The organism is Actinophytocola sp., from assembly GCF_035634895.1.
GTDB lineage: Bacteria > Actinomycetota > Actinomycetes > Mycobacteriales > Pseudonocardiaceae > Actinophytocola.
Map to the genome: position 1 here is coordinate 17,661 of NZ_DASQCC010000221.1, position 19,470 is coordinate 37,130.

Annotated in this window: 15 protein-coding genes; 5 read left to right on the plus strand and 10 right to left on the minus strand. The window is 70.7% G+C overall.

The features are described 5' to 3' along the window. Positions 1-3 precede the first annotated feature (3 nt). From VET29_RS33665 to VET29_RS33680, 4 genes are read left to right on the plus strand one after another with little or no spacing between them, the layout of a single operon-like run. A complete protein-coding gene (locus VET29_RS33665) occupies positions 4-273 on the plus strand; it encodes an acyl carrier protein (protein WP_324928324.1) in 270 nt (89 codons plus the stop codon). Then, complete coding sequence (locus tag VET29_RS33670) at positions 260-1,351, plus strand: acyl-CoA dehydrogenase family protein (RefSeq protein ID WP_324928326.1); 1,092 nt, start codon at positions 260-262, stop codon at positions 1,349-1,351. The genes VET29_RS33665 and VET29_RS33670 overlap by 14 nt, the downstream gene beginning before the upstream one ends. Next, the gene (locus VET29_RS33675) at positions 1,348-2,379 is read left to right on the plus strand and encodes an HAD-IIIC family phosphatase (protein ID WP_324928328.1); all 1,032 of its coding nucleotides are present in this window, start codon (positions 1,348-1,350) and stop codon (positions 2,377-2,379) included. The genes VET29_RS33670 and VET29_RS33675 overlap by 4 nt, the downstream gene beginning before the upstream one ends. Further along, positions 2,366-3,256: a 3-hydroxyacyl-CoA dehydrogenase family protein gene (locus VET29_RS33680; RefSeq protein WP_324928330.1), complete on the plus strand. Its 891-nt coding sequence runs from the start codon at positions 2,366-2,368 to the stop codon at positions 3,254-3,256. Before VET29_RS33675 ends, VET29_RS33680 begins: the two co-directional genes overlap by 14 nt. 30 nt (positions 3,257-3,286) lie before the next feature. Here the strand turns inward: VET29_RS33680 and VET29_RS33685 are convergent, their stop codons facing one another. The 4 genes from VET29_RS33685 to VET29_RS33700 all read right to left on the minus strand — a co-directional run bounded on the left by VET29_RS33685 (position 3,287) and on the right by VET29_RS33700 (position 10,179). Next, positions 3,287-4,483 (minus strand): serine hydrolase domain-containing protein, encoded by a 1,197-nt coding sequence (locus tag VET29_RS33685; protein ID WP_324928332.1) that lies wholly within the window; start codon positions 4,481-4,483, stop codon positions 3,287-3,289. A 130-nt stretch (positions 4,484-4,613) separates the two neighbouring features. Further along, positions 4,614-7,334 carry a TIM barrel protein gene (locus VET29_RS33690; RefSeq protein ID WP_324928334.1) on the minus strand — a complete coding sequence of 907 codons (2,721 nt, stop codon included), beginning with the start codon at positions 7,332-7,334 and terminating at the stop codon, positions 4,614-4,616. Positions 7,335-7,336: 2 nt separating this feature from the next. Further along, the gene (locus VET29_RS33695; protein WP_324928336.1) at positions 7,337-8,176 is read right to left on the minus strand and encodes a shikimate dehydrogenase; all 840 of its coding nucleotides are present in this window, start codon (positions 8,174-8,176) and stop codon (positions 7,337-7,339) included. Positions 8,177-8,187: 11 nt separating this feature from the next. After that, complete coding sequence (locus VET29_RS33700; protein ID WP_324928338.1) at positions 8,188-10,179, minus strand: PQQ-binding-like beta-propeller repeat protein; 1,992 nt, start codon at positions 10,177-10,179, stop codon at positions 8,188-8,190. A 298-nt stretch (positions 10,180-10,477) separates the two neighbouring features. Here VET29_RS33700 and VET29_RS33705 point away from each other — a divergent pair, with 298 nt between their 5' ends. Then, positions 10,478-11,419: a ThuA domain-containing protein gene (locus tag VET29_RS33705; protein WP_324928340.1), complete on the plus strand. Its 942-nt coding sequence runs from the start codon at positions 10,478-10,480 to the stop codon at positions 11,417-11,419. A gap of 116 nt (positions 11,420-11,535) precedes the next feature. On the opposite strand, the gene VET29_RS33710 is transcribed toward VET29_RS33705, so the two are convergent. The 6 genes from VET29_RS33710 to VET29_RS33735 all read right to left on the minus strand — a co-directional run bounded on the left by VET29_RS33710 (position 11,536) and on the right by VET29_RS33735 (position 19,414). Next, on the minus strand, positions 11,536-12,252 hold the full coding sequence (locus VET29_RS33710; protein WP_324928342.1) for an ABC transporter ATP-binding protein: 717 nt from the start codon (positions 12,250-12,252) through the stop codon (positions 11,536-11,538). Then, complete coding sequence (locus VET29_RS33715; protein WP_324928344.1) at positions 12,249-14,042, minus strand: branched-chain amino acid ABC transporter ATP-binding protein/permease; 1,794 nt, start codon at positions 14,040-14,042, stop codon at positions 12,249-12,251. Before VET29_RS33715 ends, VET29_RS33710 begins: the two co-directional genes overlap by 4 nt. A gap of 61 nt (positions 14,043-14,103) precedes the next feature. Further along, entirely contained in the window at positions 14,104-14,973 is an 870-nt protein-coding gene (locus tag VET29_RS33720) for a branched-chain amino acid ABC transporter permease (RefSeq protein ID WP_324928346.1), read from the minus strand. A gap of 58 nt (positions 14,974-15,031) precedes the next feature. Further along, positions 15,032-16,186 (minus strand): ABC transporter substrate-binding protein, encoded by a 1,155-nt coding sequence (locus tag VET29_RS33725; RefSeq protein ID WP_324928348.1) that lies wholly within the window; start codon positions 16,184-16,186, stop codon positions 15,032-15,034. Positions 16,187-16,220: 34 nt separating this feature from the next. Then, the gene (locus tag VET29_RS33730; protein WP_324928350.1) at positions 16,221-17,951 is read right to left on the minus strand and encodes a thiamine pyrophosphate-binding protein; all 1,731 of its coding nucleotides are present in this window, start codon (positions 17,949-17,951) and stop codon (positions 16,221-16,223) included. Further along, a complete protein-coding gene (locus VET29_RS33735; RefSeq protein ID WP_324928352.1) occupies positions 17,948-19,414 on the minus strand; it encodes an aldehyde dehydrogenase family protein in 1,467 nt (488 codons plus the stop codon). The genes VET29_RS33730 and VET29_RS33735 overlap by 4 nt, the downstream gene beginning before the upstream one ends. Between the last annotated feature and the right edge of the window lie 56 nt (positions 19,415-19,470).

The following is a 19,470-nucleotide window of genomic DNA, read 5'->3' on the forward strand; positions in this document are numbered from 1 at the left end:
CGGATGCAGACCGGGGTCGAGGCCGACGAGGTGCGCGGTCAGCTGCTCGAGTTCGTCAGCTCGCTGGTCGGTGCCGAGCCCGGCCTGGACGAGGACTACTTCGAGCGGGGCCTGTTCAACTCGCTGGCGGCGCTGGAGCTGGTGGCCTTCGTGGAGCACCGGTTCGGGATCACGGTCGCGGCGGAGGACCTCGACCTGGACAACTTCCGCACGGTGAACCGGTTGACCGCGTTCGTGCTCGGCAAGACGGCCGGCGCAGATGCGTCCCAGTGAGCTGGACGCCGCCGACTGGGACGACCGCGGGGTGCTGCCCGTCGACGTACGCGACGCCGTGGCCAAGGCCGGGTGGTTCGGCACCGACCTGCCGGCGCGGTACGGTGGCCTCGGCGGTTCCCAGGCCGATCTCGGTGAGCTGTGCGCCGAGATCGGCGCCGTGTGCAGTTCGGTCCGCGGGCTGGTCACCGTGCAGGGCATGGTGTCCGCCGCGATCGCCCGCTGGGGTACCGCCGAGCAGCGCGCGGACTGGCTGCCCGCGCTGGCGTCGGGGGAACAGCTCGCCGGTTTCGCCGCGACCGAGCCGGGGGCCGGCACCGAGCTGTCCGCTGTGGACACCCGGCTCGAGCGCGCCGGCGACGTGATCACCGTGACCGGGGAGAAACGCTGGGTCACCTTCGGCCAGGAGGCGACGGTGTTCCTGGTGCTCGGCAGGCTCGACGGCCGTGCGGCCACGGTGCTGGTGGAGGCCGAGCGTGCCGGGGTGACCACCGAACCGGTGTCCGGGCAACTCGGCCTGCGGGCCGCCATGATCGCGCACGTCACCTTCGACCGGGTGCGGGTGCCGGCCGGCAACCTGGTGGCACGGCCCGGTTTCGGGCTGTCGCACGTGGTCGCCACGGCGCTGGACCACGGCCGCTTCACCGTCGCCTGGGGCTGTGCCGGCATGGCCGCCGCCTGTGTCGCGGACACGGCGGCGCACGTCGTACGGCGACGGCAGGGCTCGGTGGCGCTCGCCGAGCACGAGTTGGTGCGGTCGATGCTGGCCGGGATGGCGGTGGACGCCACCTCGGCGCGCCAGCTGTGCCTCGCCGCGAGCCGGGCCCGGGACGCGGGGGAGCCGGGCGCGGTCGCCACCACGGTCATGGCGAAGTACGCGGCGGCGCGGGCCGCGGCGTCCTCGAGCAGGGACGCCGTGCAGCTGCTCGGGTCAGCGGGGTGCGCCGGGGACAGCCGCGCGGGCCGGTTCTTCCGCGACGCCAAGGTCATGCAGATCATCGAGGGTTCGGACCAGGTGTGCGAGCTGCACATCGCCGATCACCTGCTGCGACAGCACAGAACTGGGAGTGTGGCATGACCCGCGCGGTGAAGTGCCTGGTCTGGGATCTCGACGACACCCTGTGGCGGGGAGTCGTGCTGGAGGGGGACCGCGCGGCACCGTTCCCGCGGGCGGTCGAGACGTTGCGGGTGCTGGACGAACGCGGCATCCTGCACGCGGTCGCCAGCCGGGGTGACGAGCGCACCGCGCTCGCCCATCTGGAGTCACTCGGCCTGCGGGACCTGTTCACGGTGGTGGAGATCGGCTGGGGTGCCAAGTCCGCCTCGGTCCGCCGCGTCGCGGAGCTGCTCAACCTCGGCCTGGACAGTTTCGCCTTCGTCGACAACGACCCGGTCGAACGTGCCGAGGTCGTCACGGCGCTGCCGGCGGTGCGGGCGTACCCGGCCGAGGACGTGGGTTCGCTGCCCGGGCGCCCCGAGTTCCGGCCGGTGACCCGAACCGCGGAGTCGGCCCAGCGCAGGAAGCTGTACCAGGTGGAGGCCGGTCGGCGCGCGGCGGAACAGGAACACGCCGGCACCGCGCCGGAGTTCCTGGCCTCGCTCGGCCTGACCATGGCGCTCCGCCGGGCCACCCCCGGTGACCTGGCCAGGGCGCACGAGCTGACCGTGCGCACCAACCAGCTCAACACCACCGGCCGCACCTTCGACGAGGACGAGCTGCACGGGCTGTCGGCCACCCCGGGGCACGAGGTGCTGGTCGCCGAGCTGACCGACCGGTTCGGCCCGTACGGGATCATCGGCCTGGCCGTGACCGAGCAGGACGCGACCACCAGCACGATCAAGCTGCTGCTCACCTCCTGCCGGGTGGCCTCCCGAGGGGCGGGCGCGGCCCTGATCGAGCAGGTCGTGCGCCGCGCCCTGGCCGAGGGCCTGCGCCCGATGGCCGAGTTCGTGCCGACCGACGTCAACCGGATCATGCTGGTCACGTTGCGGTTCAGCGGTTTCGAGGTGGAGCGCGAGGAGGGGAACGGGTTGCTGTTGGCGCACCGGGGCGAACCGGTGTCCCGTTCCGGACACATCAGGGTGCTCACCGATGCCGTCCACTGACCGCCATCCACGGGAGGAAGCGGAGATGCAGAACTACGCGGTGCTCGGCGGCGGCACGATGGGCTGCGGCGTCGCGCAGTGCCTGGCCGAGGCAGGGCACACCGCGACGGTGTTCGAGCCCGCCGCCACCGCACGCGCGGCCGGGCCGGAACGCGTGCGCGCCGGGGTGCGGCTGGCACGGATGCTGCGCCGCACCGGACACGACCCGGACGAGGTGCTCGGCAGGATTCGCTGGGTCGATCGCCTGGACCAGCTCGGCTCCCCGGAGTTCGTGATCGAATGCGTGCCGGAACGGCTGCCGCTCAAGGAACACGCGCTGCGCGAGGCCGACGGGCACAGCGCCCCCGGCGCGGTGCTGGCCTCCTGCACCTCGGCGATCCCGATCGACCACCTCGCCGGCTGGGTCAGCGATCCCGGCCGGATGATCGGCACCCACTTCATGAACCCGGCCCCGCTGAAGGACACCGTCGAGGTGGCGTGCGGCCCCCGCACCTCGGCGGACACCCTGCACCGCACCACCCGGCTGCTGGCGAGCCTTGGCAAGGAGTCCATCCTGGTCGGTGACGGGCCCGGGTTCGTGTCCAACCGGGTGCTGATGCTCACCGTCAACGAGGCGGCCGCCGTGCTGGCGCAGGGCACCGCCGACGCGGCCACCGTGGACGCCGTGTTCCAGAAGTGCTTCGGGCACCCGATGGGTCCACTGCGCACGGCCGACCTGATCGGCCTTGACACGATCGTCGACACCCTGGCGGTACTGCGACGGTTCACCGGCGACCCCCGCTTCGAGCCCAGCCCCCTGCTGGCCGACCTGGTGGCCGCCGGCCGGCTCGGCGAGAAGACCGGCCACGGGTTCCACCGCTCGGCACGCGGCCGCTGACTCGGGCCACACCGCGCTGTCCCGCCGCGTTCACTCGACCGGCGCTCGGTCGCACAGGGCGGTGTCGACCGCCTCGACCAGGTCCAGGCCCTGCGCCACGGTGTCGGACGCCCGGGTGACGACGACGGTGCCGCTGCGACCGGGGTGTCCGGCGGCGTCGACGGCCACACCGCTCCTGGTCGAGTAGCCGGGCACGTCACCGCTGTGGCCGTAGACGTAGCCGCCGCAGGACAGCGGCGTGCGGATGAGGCCGAGCCCGTACTCCGCGCCGGGCCACATCCGCGTCGCCGGATCCGTTCGCTTCATCTCCGCCAGGATCTCCGGCGACAGCAGGTCACCGTCGAGCAGTGCGGTCAGGAACCGGTTGTAGTCGCGTGGGGTGGACACCAGCATGCCGGCCGCACCGAAGACCGAGGGTTCGAACTCGGTGACGTCGGCCGGCCGGGGCCCGGCGGGGCCGGGCACGGTCAGGTAGCTGCGCGGGTGCGGCCCACGCAGCTCGTGCTCGCCGGTCCGGGGCAGGTACATGGTGTCCAGGGCCAGGGGCTTGATGACGCGCTCGGTCACCTCGTGCTGCCAGCTGTGCCCGGTGACCTTCTCGATCACCATGCCGAGCAGTTCGTACCCGGTGTTGGTGTAGGCCCAGCGGCCGGTCTCTCCCGGCTGGAACGTCGGTGGGTGCGCGAGCGCCAGGTCGAGCAGCTGCGTGCTGCTGAACCGCTGGAACCGGGCGTCGAGGTTCTCCGGTGTGAACGGCAGATGGTCGGCGTAGTCCGGTAGGCCGCTGGTGTGCTGCAGCAGGTGCCGGATGCGTATCCTGCGGCCGTCGTTGCCGTTGCCGCGCACCAGTCCCGGCAGGTAGCGCTCGACCGGCGCGTCCAGGGCGATCCGGCCCCGGTCGACGAGCTGCAGCACGACGGTCGCCACCAACGTCTTGGTGCTGCTGCCCATCCGGACCCGGCCGTCGTAGGGCACGGGGGCTCCGGTGTCGAGGTCGCCGACACCGCTGCGCACGGTCCGGTACCGGGCGGTGCCGTCCGGCCCGGCCGTCTCGCTCACGGTGGCGAGCGCGGCGGGAAACCCGTCCTGGCGGGTCAGCCCGTCCACGACGCCCTGCAGTTCCGAACCCGTCGCCGCGTCCTGCCCGTCGGACACCGACACGACACCTCCGACAGCGACGACCAGCATCGCGGCCATCCCGACCAGCCGACCGGACCTCGTCACCATGTCACTCCCCATCTCGCCCGCCACACGCCTACCCGGACAACGATTCCAGCCAGACGGCCACCGAGCACTGGGGCACAGACCAGGATCCGAGGTGGGGAAAACCCCACCGTCGAACCGTCGACAGCGACGGTCACGGGCGACCCGCGGGTGCCTTGAGGTGGGCGCGGGTGGTGGCGAGGGCACGGCGAAGGCACTCGCGCTCGCCGACCTGCGCGGTCAGGCTGGCACGCGGGATCTCCAGCGCGTACGGGATGTTCCGGGGGAGGGCGTCGAGTACGCCCCGGACGTCGATGCCGCCCTCGCCGGGGAAGAGGCGTTCGAAGCGGGCGGTGTGGATCAGGCCTTCGACGGTGGCGGGGATGCGGGCCGGGGCGTCGCAGACGTGGGCGAAGTGGAACCACTCCCGGGGCAGCTCGCGTAGCTCCTCGATGCTCGACTGGGATCGGGCGAAGTGGAGCAGGTCGATGAGCATGCCGGCGTTCACGCGGTCCGCGGTCCGCAGCACGTACGTGGCCTCGGCGAGGTTCGGCGTCTCGGTCCAGGACGGGAACTCCAGGTCGATCGTGAGGCCGAGCGGGCGGGCGAGGTCGCACAGTAGGGCGAAGTGCTCGGTCTTGCGGTCGCGGTTGGCGTCCGGGAGCTGGGTGATCACGTGGCGTGCGCCCAGTTCCGCACCGACCTCCAGGTAGCGCTGGAACGTCCGGGGATCATCGTGGGGGCCGATCCTGGCGAGCTCGACGTCGAGCACCCGGACGCCGGTGTCGGCGAGGCGCGCCTTGGTTTCGCGTAGCAGGGCGGGATCGGTCGCGACGGGGTAGTGGGGCTCGTCGGGCGTCACCCTGGTGAGGCGGAGGCCGACGAAGTCGTAGCCGGCGTCGGCGGCGGCCGAGATCAGCTCGGGTGGCGACAGGCTCAGTGCCGACAGGTGGGCCACGGAGTACTCGTGCTCGCCCCGGGCGGCCGGCACGGCCGGGATGACGGTGGCCGCGACGAGGCGGCGTTGGCGGTGGGCGGTCATGCGCACCGGGGTCGAGGTGGCGGCGCCGTACCCGTGGTAGCCGTCGACGCGTTGGACCACCTCGAAGAACACGCGGTTGGCGAGCATCTCGGTGTAGAAGTGGAAGTACTCGCCGTGCTCGTCGCGGTCGTAGAGGACCGAGTGCGCCTTCAGGTCGGCGAGCAGGTCGGCGGGCAGTTCGAAGCGTGCGTCGAGGTCGTCGTAGTAGTTCTCCGAGATCGCCAGCAGCGGTGCGCCCAGCTCACGCAGGGTCCGTGCCGCCGCGATGGCGTCGTCGGTGCGGAAGGCGACGTGCTGGGGTTCCGGCACCGCGGGCGCCCACTGGCCGCGGCGGTAGAGCGCGGCGTTGAGCGTGATGCGCACCCGGTGATGTGGATCGGTCGCGCCACGGCTGCGGATCAGGCCGAACGGCGCCGCGAACTCGGTCGCCGACTGGGCACGCAGCCCGAGCACCGCCCGGTAGAACAGGGTGGACTGGTCGAAGCCGTCGAACGGCTGGGTGAGCGAGACGTGGTCGGTGGCGCACAGGGGACCGCCCGCCGTCGCGCCGGTCGGGGTGAAGTCCGCCAGCCAGTCGTCCTGTTCGGCACCCGTGCGGCAGAACAGGACGGTGATGCCGTCCGGTGTGGACACCGACGGCAGGTCGGCCTCCCGACGCTGGCGGGTACGCGGCCGGACCGGCGCGAGTAGCCGCTCCGCACGCGCGGCCGACGCGGTGGGATCGGGGCTTTCGAGACCGAGCGCGATGACCTCGCCGGTGCCGGGGATCGCCGTGGCCCGTGGCGTGGCGTTGAGGAGCACCCGAGCCTCGCCCTGTTCCCACAGCTGCACGGGCTTGGAGCGGTGCCCGCCGGTGTGGGCGAAGCCGAGCGAGGAGAGCGCGGACTCCAGCACCGGGCCGGAGATGTCGTCCACGGAAAGCTCGGTGAAGGCGTGGCCGGTCGGCTGTGGTGCGGGAGCGGCGGGCTGCGCGGCGAAACCGTCCCGGACGGCGATGAGCGACCGCATCGCGTCGATCGCCGTGCGCCGGGGATCGGTCTGGCGGAACACGTCGTTGGAGACCTCGAGCGAGATCGGCCCCGCGTAGCCGGTGGCGAGCACGGTCCGCGCGAAGGCGGCGAGGTCGAACGCGCCCTGCCCGGGGAAGAGCCGGTGGTGCGTGCTCCACTGTTCGAGGTCCATGTGCCGTGGCGGGGCGTCGGCCAGCTGCAGCGCGAACACCTTGGCACCGGGGATGACCCGGAGGCCGGTCAGGTCACGGCCGCGGGCGAGTGCGTGGAAGCTGTCGAGGCACAGGCCGAGCGCGGGATGCGCGGCCCGGCGCACGACGCGCCACGCGTGGTCGACGGTGTCGACGAACCTGCCCCAGGCAAGCGCCTCGTAGGCGATGCGCAGGCCGCGGGCGCCGGCGTGCTCGGCGAGCGTGTGCAGCTGCTCGGCCGCCAGCTCGTCGTCGTCGAAGGCGTCGGCCGACATGGTCGAGCAGACCAGCAGGGTCCGCACGTCCAGCCTGGCCATCAGGTCGAACTTGCGTTCCGCTCTGCGCAGGTTGGCGCGGAACACGTCCGGCGGAACGGACTCGAAGTCGTGGAACGGCTGGTAGAGGTCGATGGTGAGGCCGAGGTCCGCGCACCGCTGCCGCACGTGCTCCGGGGCGAGCGGCGACGCGACGAGGTCGTCCTGTGCCAGCTCGACGCCGTCGAAGCCCGCCGAGGCCGCCGCGGCCAGCTTGTCCTCCAGCGTCCCGGACAGGCAGACCGTCGCGATGGTGAGTCTGGCGGGCCTCGTCACCGACGTCGGCTCCGTCGTGCGCTCCAGTTCCGCGGTGACCACGGTTACCTCCTGGCGATCTCGTCGAAGTGGCGCAGCATCCGGTCCGCGTCCGGCTCGCGGCCGGTGATGATCCGGAACGTGTCGGCGGCCTGGAACACCGCCATCCGGCCGCCGTCGAGCGCCCGGCAGCCCGCTGCCCGCGCGACCGTCAGGAGTTCGGTCTCCAGCGGGCGGTAGACGATGTCGGCGACCCACAGGTCGGGTCGCAGGGCTGTCGCGGGCAGAGGCAGGCCGGGGTGGCCGACCATGCCGGTCGGGGTGGCGTGCACGAGCCCGTCCGCGCCGTCGAGCAGCCCTGGCACGTCGAGCCGGACGGCCTTCGCGGCGAGGATGCGGTCCGCGAGCCGCTCGGCCCTGCCGTGGTCGAGGTCGGCGATGCGGAGGGACTGGACACCCAGTGAGACCAGTGCGTGACCGACGGCCGCGCCCGCGCCACCCGCGCCGAGGAGCACGACCGTGTCCATGGCCACGCCGGGCAGCCCGGTGGCGAGCGCCCGTGCGAATCCGGTCAGGTCCGTGTTGTGGCCGACCGCACCCGCCTCCGTGAACACCACCGTGTTGACCGCACCCACCGCCGCGGCGTCGGGGACGAGCTCGTCGAGGTGGTCGAGCACGAGCTGCTTGACGGGGTGGGTGACGTTCAGGCCGTCGTACCCGGCGAGCCGCGCGGCCGCCACCACCTCGCCGATCCCGTGCGCGCCGAGTGTGTCCAGGTCGAGCACGCGGTAGAGGTAGCGGAGGCCGAGCGCGTCTGCCTCGCGTTCGTGCAGGGGCGGGGTGAGCGAGGTGCCGATCCCCGATCCGACCAGACCGACGAGAAATCCACCACGCGCCGGTGCCATGGGATTTCCTCTCAGTACACCTCGATCTTGCCGGTCGAGCGGGGGCTCGCCGGGTCGTTGTAGAAGTACTCGCCCTTCTTGCGGAACCGATGGGTGTAGGACTCGCCCGGTGCGAGGCGAACGTCGAACAGTCCCTCGAAGAACTGGGTGACGCCGCGGACTCCCGCGTTTCCGGCGTGGTTGGTGAACGTCACCGTGGTCCCGGCGGGGACACGCAGGTGCGTCGGGGCCATGGCGTTGACCGCGGTCGACTCGGTGGCACCGATCGTGCCGGTGGCCGGGGTGTAGGTGCGGCCGATCACGACGGTGTTGGCGACGGCACTGCCCTGCACCGGCCCGCCCTGCACCGGCCTGCGGATGACCGGCGGTGCGGGCGTCGGCGCGGGCGCCACGTGGCCGCCGATCTTGAACGCCCACAGCAAGTCCCCGCGTGGTGCGGAGTCGCCGTAGGGGATGCTGGTGCCGCCCGCGTACACGGCCAGGTACTGCTGACCGTCCACTTCGTACATGATGGGGCTGCTGCTGATCGCCGCGCCGCACTGGAACCGCCACTGTTCCCGGCCGGTGCGCGCGTCCAGGCAGAGCAGGTTGCCGTCGGGTTGGCCGATGAAGAGCAGATCAGTCGCCGTGGTCAGCATTCCGTTGCCGTGTGCGAGGGAGTGCGGCATGTTCTTCTTCCACCGCACCCGGTTCGTGCTCGCGTCGACCGCGACGATCCCGCCGGTCTGGTACTCGCCGGGCGGCCGCAGGCCGTTGCTCGACTCGGTCAGCGAGTGCGCGGCCGCGACGTACCCGAACCCGGTGTAGACGCAGCCGGTGCTGTGGCTGAAGGACTGGTGGTTCCAGTCCGCGCCGCCGCCGTGGCCGGGGATGGACAGCACCGGCTCGTCCCAGTGCGGGGTGTAGAGCGCGCCCTGCCGGTAGTTGGGCACCGCGCGGGCGGGATGGCCGGGGACGGACGTGCCGTTGCGCTGGTTCACCGGTCGGGTCTCGGTCCACGGGCCCTGGCGCGGGAACGGTTGTGTCGGCCAGGTCTTCTGGCGCGGGTCCTGTGGCACCGGGATCTCGTCGATGCCCAGCGGCGCCTCGCCGGTCTCGCGGTCGAGGATGTAGTACATGCCGCACTTGCTGCCGTAGATCACGATCTTGCGTGGTCTGCCGTGGATGCGCACGTCCGCGAGCACCGGCGCCATGGTGTTGTCCATGTCCCAGATGCCGTGGTGGATCGACTGGAAGTGCCAGCGGTACGCGCCGGTCTTCATGTCGATCGCGACGAGTGAGCTGGAGAACAGGTTCTGTCCCGCGCGCTCCGAACCGTCCTGTGAGGACCGGTTGCCGCGCGCGTTGCCGAACGCCCAGTAGACGAGACCCAGGTCCGGGTCGACCGCGGGATGGATCCACGGCGTGCAGCCGCCCGTCTGCCAGGAGTCGCCCTCCCACGTGTCGTTGCCGATCTCGCCGGTGCCCGGTGCGCCCCAGAAGTGCCAGATCAGGTCGCCGTTGCTCGCGTCGAGCGACAGGCCCGCGGCACGGTCGCCGTCCGCGGTGCCACAGAACAGCTGCCCGTCGTGGAAGATGACGGCGACCTTCTCCATGTTGCCGTAGCCGTCGATCTGCCTCTCCCAGACGACCGCGCCCGTATCCCTGTCGAGCGCGATGATCCAGTTTCCCTTGCCGTGCGTGAAGACCTTGCCGTCGCCGACGGCCACACCGCGGCGGGTGAGGGAACCGCGGGTCTGCCGGTACACCCACTTCGTGGTGCCGGTGGCACCATCCACGGCGAACACGTTGCCGAGTGCGGACTCGATGTACAGCACGCCGTCGACGGCGACCGCGGTGCTCTGGCTGTTGCCCGACGAGAGCCCGCCCTCGATCCGGTTCACCCACGTGGCGCCCAGTTCGCGGACGTTGCCGCGCCGGATGCCGTCCAGCGCGGTGTAGTTCTGGTTGCCGAGGTTGCCACCCACCTTCGGGAAGTCCCTGCCTCCCGGGATGAGTGCCACGGGTGGTCTGTGGTGCCCTGCCGTTGCGGGCTCGGCAACCGCCGGTACGCCGCCAGTGAGGGCGACCCCGACGGCGGCCACGGCCGCGCCCTTCATCAAATCCCTGCGCTGGATCTCCGCCATTGCCGCGTTACCTCCGTTGGCAAGCACGCACTAGGTCCGCCTAGCGGACTCTTTGGACTGTGTGATGGTTCAGCGTAGGCTCGCCACGTTGTCCTTCACAAGCCCGACATGGATCATCCGGTCCGCTCAGCGGACCATGAAAGGCAGCAAGGTGAACAGACGAGCATCGACGTTGATGACCGCGATCGTGAGTGCGGCCGCCGCGGCGGCCGTGACCGTGCTCGCCGTGAGCGTGCCCGCCGCGGCGAACGGGGACCGTGCTGGTGCGCGTTCGCTGGGTACACCCGACTATGGCGTGTGCCGCGGTGCCAAGCCGCAGTGCTACCACGACTGGGGCAACTTCGACCTGTCGCAGGGGACGCGGGTGCTGGTGTACTCGCGGACCGCGGGGCCTCGGCACGCGAACCTCGGGCCCGCGTTGGCGCCGGGCATGAATCCGCCGTTGTCGGCGGCGAACGTGGCGCAGCAGGGGATCGTGCGGCTGGGTCAGGAGAACGGCTGGACGACCGACTGGACCGAGGACGTCGCCCAGCTGTCGAGCCCCAGCAGGCTGTTCGACTACAACGTGGTCATCTTCCTGAGCACGACGAGGGACACCCTCGACGACGCGGCACAGACCTCGCTGCGTCAGTACGTCCGTGGTGGGGGCGGGTTCGTCGGTATCCACAACGCGTTCGGCACCGAGTACAACTGGTCCTGGTACGAGGGATTGCTCGGCGGCGCCAACTACTACGACCATGGCCCGTACCAGCCTGGTACGGTGCGGACCGTCGATCGGCATGACGTGTCTACAAAGGACCTGTCGGGCCGGTGGGCGTTCGCGGACGAGTGGTACAACCTCGTGCCGTATCCGAGCCAGGTGCGGGTTCTTGCCGAGGTGGACGAGTCGACGCTCGCCCGTGGTGTGGCCGGCTCGATGGGACATCCCGGGCACGGCGACCACCATCCCCTCGCGTGGTGTCAGTACTACGACGGCGGTCGGTCTTGGGTGACCACGCTCGGGCATGACGCCGCCGCCTTCGCTTCGCCGCCGGTCTCGCCCGGTGCGGCCGAGTTCCAGAAGCTGATCGTGGGTGGGATTCGGTCCGCCGCGGGTGCCGCGCCCTTCTGCCGCTAGCGTCCGACCGCGAAGGTTCCCCGGACGCCATGCCCTGAGGGCCGCCCTCGAGACGTTCAACGTCCTGAGGGTGCCCCTTTCGGCATGGAGCCTCTGCCGGGCCGCCAGTCACCGCACTAGAGACCGAGGTAGATCTGGCGGACCCGCGGGTCGCGGCTGAGTTCTTCTGAGGTGCCGGTCATGGCCACCTCGCCGTTCTCCATGACGAAGCAGGTCTTCGTGGCCTCGAAGGTGAGCTTCGCGTTCTGTTCGACGAGCAGGAGGGCGTGGCCTGCCTCCCTCAGGCGTTGGAGGGCGGCGAGGATGTCCTCGATGAGTTTGGGGGACAGGCCCATCGACGGCTCGTCGAGGAGAACCAGGCGGGGGTTGGACATCAGGGCGCGTCCGACGGCCAGCATCTGTTGTTGTCCGCCGGACAGGGCCCCGGCGAGGCGGTGACGCATCTCGCCGAGTACCGGAAAGAGATCCACGACCTCCCGCAGTGTCTTGCGGGTCTCGCTGTTCCACTTCCGGACGTACGCGCCGAGTAGCAGGTTCTTCTCGACGGTGAGCCCGGGGAACACGTGCCGGCCCTCCGGCACGTACCCGATGCCGTGGCGGACAACGTCGCGGGCCTTGACCTTCATGAGGTCGCGGTCGCCGTACCGGATCTCCGTGGCCGTGCGTGGCACCAGCCCCATCAACGCCTTCAGGGTCGAGGTCTTGCCGGCTCCGTTGGCGCCGATGATGCCGACGCACTGCCCCGGTCCGACGGTGAAGCTCACCGACCGGACCGCACGTACGCCGCCGTAGTTGACGGACAGGCCGGACACCACCAACTCGTCCGTGGTCATGGGGAAACCTCCGCCGCGATGTCGTTGGTGTTCATGGAGTCGCCCAGGTACGCCTCGATGACCTTGGGCAGTACCGCGACCTCCGCCGGGGTGCCGTCGGCGATGACGCCGCCGCTGGCGAGGACGGTCACGCGGTCGCACAACGACATCACCAGGCCCATGTTGTGCTCGATCAGCACCACCGTCACACCACTGTCCCGAATGGATCGCACGATCTCGCTCAGCTGCCCGACCTCCTCGCCGTTGAGGCCGGCGGCCGGCTCGTCGAGCAGTAGCAGCCGCGGTCCGGTCGCCATCGCGCGGGCGATCTCCAGCCGGCGCTGGATGCCGTAGGGCAGCGACTTCGGCGCCGCGTCGGCGAAGTCGGTCAGGCCGAACTGGTCGAGCAACCTGCCGGCACGCACGCGCAGGTCGCGTTCGGCGCGCAGGATCCCGAAGGGCCACAACGGATAACGCCACGCGGCCCACATGGATGATCGGTCCAGCGCGACGAGGACGTTGTCCAGCACGGTCATCTGGCCGAAGAGCCGCAGGTTCTGGAAGGTGCGCGCGAGCCCGAGCCGAGACAGCTGGTGTGGTCGCCTGCCGGTGACGACCGTGCCGTCGACGGACGCGGAGCCCGCCGACACCGTGTAGATGCCGCTGACGATGTTGAACAGCGTCGTCTTGCCGGACCCGTTGGGGCCGACCACACCCCGGATCTCGCCGGGCGCCACGGACATCGACACGTCCTGAAGTGCCTTGAGACCGCGGAACTGCTTGCTGATGCCCGAGATCGCCAACCCCGCGCCGGTCCCGCCGTCGGTCGGCGCCGATGCCGGGGCGAACGGGCGCAGCGTGGCGTGGTGCTCCGCGGTCCGCCTGCGCCGGACCACCCGCGTGATCCGTGCCGGGATGCCGGCCAGGCCGGTCGGCGCCAACACGACCATCAGCACCACGACGACGCCGAACCCGAGCTGCGCGTAGACGGAGAAGTCGATCAGCACCTCGCGTAGCAGCGACAGCGCGACCGCGCCGACGACGCAGCCGAGGATGCTCTGCCGCCCGCCGATGATCACCATGGCCAGCAGCAGGAACATGTTGGCGATGCTGAACGTCTCCGGCGCGACGTAGCGGACCAGCCCGGCGTACAGCACGCCCGCGACGCCGCCGTAGAGGCTCGCGAGCACGAACGCGGTCATCCGCAGCACCGGCACCGGCGCGCCGACCGCGCCCGCGGCGAGCGAGTCGTCCCGCATCGCCCGCATCCGCCTGCCAAGCCCGGTGTGCGCGACGAAACCCGCGAACCCCAGCGCGAGCCCGAACACGATCAGCTCGACGTAGTAGTACAGGTACTCGCTGGACAGGTCGATGCCGAACAGGGGTGGGATCGGGATGCCCGAGATGCCGTCCGCACCGCCGGTGATCGTGCTGTTGGTGACCCAGTTGGTGAAGGCGAGCGCGAGCCCGAGCGTGACGATGCCGAGATAGTGCGACTGCATCCGCAGCGCGGGGATGCCCACGAACACGCCGACCAGCGCGGCCGCGACGAGCGCGAGGACGGCCGAGGTCCAGAACCCGAACCCGGCGCGGGTGGTCAGGATCGCGACCGCGTAGGAGCTGACGCCGAAGAACGCGACCTGCGCGAGGTTGATCTGTCCGCCGACGCCCATGGCGAGCCCGAGCCCCACGGCCAGCAACGCGAACACGACCGCGATGTCCACGACGTGAATGCCGTACGGGCCAAGGCCGTAGGGCAGGAACCAGGCCGCGATCCCCAGAACGGCGAACGCGCCGATGCGGTACCTCATGCCGCCCCCTCGCCCGCTCCGTGGCGCCGCGGTGCCCGATGGTTCGCTCCGCAGGCTCCGCTCATGCCCGGTTCACCGTCCGCTCGCCGAACAACCCGGTCGGTCTGATCATGATGATGACCGTGAACACCAGGAACACCACCAGTTCCGAGTAGGCCTGGAAACGGCCGGCCGCGTAGGAGTCGAGCAGGCCGATCGCGATCCCGCCGACGATCGCGCCGGGGATGTTGCCGAAGCCGCCGAGGATGGCGGCGGCGAAGCCCTTGATGCCGAGCGAGCCACCCAGGGTGGGGTTCACGTAGAGCATCGGCGCCACGAGCGCGCCGGCGAGTGCGGCCAGACCCGCGCCGATCGCGAAGGCGATGGCGTTGCTGCGGCCGACGTGGATGCCGACGGCCGTGGCCGCCTCGTGGTCCATGGCCACCGCCTGCATGGCTGCCCCACGCTTGGTGCGTTGCAGGAACAGCACGAGCGCGACGGTCGCCAGCGCGGCGATGCCGAGTACCACCAGGCTGTAGGTGCGCAACCGGATCCCGAACAGGTCGAGCGGCGCTGTGTCCACAGGGGACGGTACGGCGTGCCCCGTCGCGCCCCAGGTGATCGTGGCGAGTGACTCGAGCACCATGCCGAAGCCGATGGTGCCGATCAGCATGAGGTCGAAGTCCTTGTTCTCCAACGGCCGCAGCACGCGTTCGATGACGAGGCCGATGAGCCCGGTGACGAGCATGGCGACCGGGATGGAGACGAAGAACGGGACATGCGCGGACATGTAGAACGTGGACGCCGCGTAGGCGCCGATCATGACCACCTGTCCGTGGGCGAAGTTGACCAGCCCCATGGTCCGGTACACGAGCGAGAACCCCATGGCGACGAGTGCGTAGACCGCGCCGAACCCCAGCCCGCCGACGAGTGTTTGGAAAAAGACTTCCATGATCGTCCCTTGTCCGGCCGGGGGCCGGGCACGGCGTGTGCCCGGCCCCCGGGAAGGATCACTTGGCGGATTCGGTGAGCTTGCCGGACGAGATGACACCGATCGAGGTGGCGTGGATGCCGACCCCGCTCTCGTCGAAGGTGAAGTCGCCGAGCAGACCGGCGTACTTGGTGGCGCGGATGGCGTCGGCGAGCTTCTGCCCTGTGGCGCCCTTGGAGTTCTTCAGCGCGGTGAAGATGATGTTCGCGCCGTCGTGGGCCTTCGCGCCGTGCAACTCGGCCGCCTCGCCGTGTGCCTTCTGGTAGGCCTTGGCGAACGCCTTCGACGCGTCGTCGGTGTCGTTGGACAGGTACGGCGAGCTGACGACCGTGCCCTCCGCGTTGGCCTCGCCCGCGGTCTGCAGGTACACCGGGGTGCCCATGGGTGCGGCGCCCGCGATGGTCGCGTTGATGCCCAGCTCCTTGGCCTGCTTGACGATCAGCCCGGCCTCGACCTCCTCGGAGCCGACGAACAGCACGTCGGGCTCCTTCTGCCGGATCGAGGTGAGTGCGGCGCTGAAGTCCTTCTGGTCGGTGGTCACCACCTGGTCGTCGACCGGCGTGACGCCACGGGAGGCCAGTGCCTTGGTGAACGCGTCACGCTCACCCTTGCCGTACGACCCGTTGTTGGAGATCAGGGCGATCTTCTTGAGGCCCTTGTCGTCCACCAGGTACTTCGCGAGTGTCTCGTCGTAGGTGTTGCTGGTCGGTCCGTTGTAGAAGGCGAACGGGCTCTTGGTCGCCGCGATCGCGGGGGACTGGCCGGAGGTGATGTTCGGGATCTTCGACTGCTGCAGGATCGGGATCATGGCGACGGTCACCGCGCTCTCCGCGGTGCCGATCATGGCGACGAACCCCTCGCTGGCGATCTTGCGCGCGACGTTGGTGCCGACCGTGGGGTCGCCCTGGTCGTCGAACAGCTCCAGCTCGATCTTCCTGCCGTTGATGCCGCCCTTGGCGTTCCACTGGTCGGCGGCGAGCTTGGCGCCCTTCCACTCCCACTGGCCGAGCGAGCTGAGCTGCCCGCTCTGCGCGTTGACCACGGCTATCTTGAACGGACCGCCGGCGTCCTGCTGGTCCTCCGACGTACTGCCCGGTGCCGAGCACGCGGTGCTCGCCGCGAGCATGAGTGCGGCCGCGGAGAGGACTAACTGTTTCGTTCGTTGTGTGGACATGAAACTTCTCACCTCGTTGTGGGATCGGTGGGGACTAGAACTCGCCGCGGTAGATATCCTTGATGTTCCAGTGTCCTGGGGTTGGGACGGGTTCGTTGACCATCGGGACGTCGAGCACCGCGGGCCTGCGGCGCTCGATCGCCTCGCGGAGCGCGGTGGCCAGGTCGCCCGGTTCCTCGATGACGTAGCCGTCGGCGCCGCATGCTCGGCCGTACGCGGCGAAGTCGGGGGAGTACGGGTTGCCGTCCGGGTCGCGGAACTCGCAGCCGAAGCTGGCGCCGAAGTTCGCGGCCTGCAGGTCGGCGATGGTCCCGTGCGCGCGGTTGTTCATCACCAGGAAGATCACCGGCAGGCCCTGTTCGACGGCCATCGGCACTGCCGGCAGCTGCGCGCTCATCCCGCCGTCCCCGACGAGCGCCACGACCACCTTCTCCGGTTCCGCGATCTGCACACCGATCGCGGCGGCCGGCCCGAAGCCCATGGTGGACAGCCCGCCCGGGGTGACGAACCGGCCGTCAGGCGGCAGCTCGTAGCACTGGGCGACGCCGTTCTTGTTCCAGCCGACGTCGGTGACGAGCACGGCGTCGGACGGGAGCGCGTCCCGCAGGTCGGCCAGGATGCGTTCCGGCCGAAGCGGGAAGTCCGCGCTGCGGCCGCGTTCCCGGCTGCCTGCGAACAACGCCGTCCGCTCCGCGGCGATCGTCTCGCGCAGCGCGGGCCGTTCGGTCCCCTGTGGACAGAGGGTCACCACCGCGTCCGCGATGGCCTCGACCGCGAGGCGGACGTCGGCCACCACGCCGATCTCGACCGGGTAGTTGCGGCCGATCTCCGCGGGGTCGATGTCGACCTGGATGAGCTTGGCGGGCGGGAAGTGCCAGGTGTAGTCGGCGTTCCACGAGCTGGCGTCGGTCTCGGCGAACCGAGTCGCGAGCGCCAGCACCACGTCGGCGTCCATTGTGTACTTGTTGGTGAGGTCGAGGCCCCAGAACCCGGTCATGCCCATCACGAGCGGGTGTCGGTCGTCGATCGTGCCCTTCGCCATGAGCGAGTGCGCGATCGGGATGTCCAGGTGCTCGGCCAGCCGCAGCAGCGCGGCGCGGCCCGCCTCGTTCCGCAACCCGCCGCCGACGTAGATCAGCGGCTTCTCCGCGGCGACGAGCAACTCGGCGATGCGCTCGGCCTCTGGCTGGGGGAGTGCCGCCGCGGGTGCGTGCCCGGGGAGCGGGTACGCCGTGTTCTCGTGGACCTGCCTGGAGAACAGGTCCATCGGCACGTTGAGCAGCACGGCACCCGGCCGGCCGGAGGTCGCGGTCCAGAACGCGCGCTCGGTGAACCTGGCGAGGTCCTCGGCCCGGTGTGCGTGCCACGCCCGCTTCACGAACGGCCGGAAGATCGCGGTCTGGTCGGCGTCCGCGTGCAGGTTCACCTCCTGGTGCGGGTGCCTGCCGTGGTAGTACGACGGGATGTCGCCCGCGATGGTGACCAGCGGGACCGAGTCGAGCGCCGCCGTGGCGACGCCGGTGACGGCGTTCATCAGGCCCGGGCCCACGTGCACGAGCAGCACACCGGGTTTGCCGGTCATGCGTGCGTAGCCGTCGGCCGCGTGCGCGGCGGCCTGCTCGTGCCTGGCGATGACGAACCTGATCCCGCTGCGCCCCAGGGCGTCCAGGAACGCGATGTTGGTGTGGCCGCACGTGCCGAAGACGTACTCGACGCCGTAGGACTCGAGCTGCGCGACCAGTGCCTCCGCTGCGGTGACCGTCATGCCTGCCCCCAGATCGACATACCGCGCAGGACAAGGGTCTTGATCACCGTGTAGTCGTCGATCATCTGCCTTGGCGCCTCCCGTCCGAAGCCGGAGTCCTTCACGCCGCCGAACGGGACGTGGTCGAGCCGGTAGTTCGACGAGCCGTTCACGACCAGCCCGCCGACCTGCAGCTCACGCCACGCCTTGACGATCGTGTTGATGTCGTTGGTGAACAGCCCGGCCTGCAGGCCGAACCTGCTGCCGTTGCAGGTCTCGATGACCGCGTCGAGTTCGTCGAAGGGCAGCACGGCGACGAGCGCGCCGAACACCTCCTCGGTCACGAGCGTGGCGTCCGGCGGCGGGTCCGCGACGATCGCCGGCCGCAGCGTCGCCCCGTCCCGCACGCCACCGGTCACGAGACGCGCCCCCGAGGCGGTGGCCTGCTCGATCCACTTCTCGACCCGCGTGGCCGCGTCCTCGTCGACCATCGACCCGACGTCGGTCGCCGGGTCGAGCGGGTCACCGACGACCAGCCGGTCGACCTCCGCGCGCATCGCCTCCACGAACTCCTCGAAACGGGACCGCTGCACGTACACGCGCTGCACGGAGATGCAGCTCTGTCCGGAGTTCGAGTACCCGGTGCGTGCGCAGATCCTGGCGGCGTGCGCGAGGTCCGCGTCCGCACACACGATCGTCGCGGCGTTCCCGCCCAGCTCCAGCACGAGACGTTTGGCGCCGGCCGCGCGTGCCACCGCGGCACCCGTCGCCGGGCTGCCGGTGAAGCTGATGACGCTCACCTCGGGTGCCGCGCACAGCGCCGCGCCAACGTCCCCGCCACCATGCAGCAACTGCACCGCCTCGGGTGGCATCCCCGCCTCGAGCACCAGGGCGACCACGGCCGCGGTCGTCGCGGGCGCCTGCGGTGGTGCCTTGACCAGCGTGGTGTTCCCCGCCGCGAACGACGCGCCCAGCTTGTGTGCCAACAGGTTCGCGGGTGCGTTGAACGGCGTGATCGCCAGCGCGACCCCCGCGGGCGCGCGGTAGGTGAGCGCGGTGTTGCCCACCCCGCGCGCCCACCCGGCCACCGGTACGTTCTCGCCGCCGATCTGCCTGGCCTCGTGTGCGCACACGGCGAACGTGTCCGCCACGCGGTCGAGCTCGCCTCGGCCGTCCTTCACCGGCTTGCCCAGCTCCAACGCGATGAGCCGCGCGATGTCGTCACGGTGCTCCACCGCCAGGTGGGACGCGCGGTCCAGCACGTCCGCGCGCGTGGCGGGTGCGAGCCCGGCGACCACGCGTGCCCCCGCCGCCGCGTACTCGCGTGCCACCGCGATCTGCGTGGCACTGGCCGGATAGGACCGCGTCACCGTCTCGTGCACATAGGGACCGGTCCGGGACACGGGTGGGCCGTCGGTGACCCACGCGCCCGCGACGAAGGCCCGCGCGTCCGGTGTGGTCTGTGCGAGAGCGTCCGGTAGCACCACAGTTCTCCTCGTGAACCATTAGGCGGTTCATATGGACCGCTGTACGGACTGCG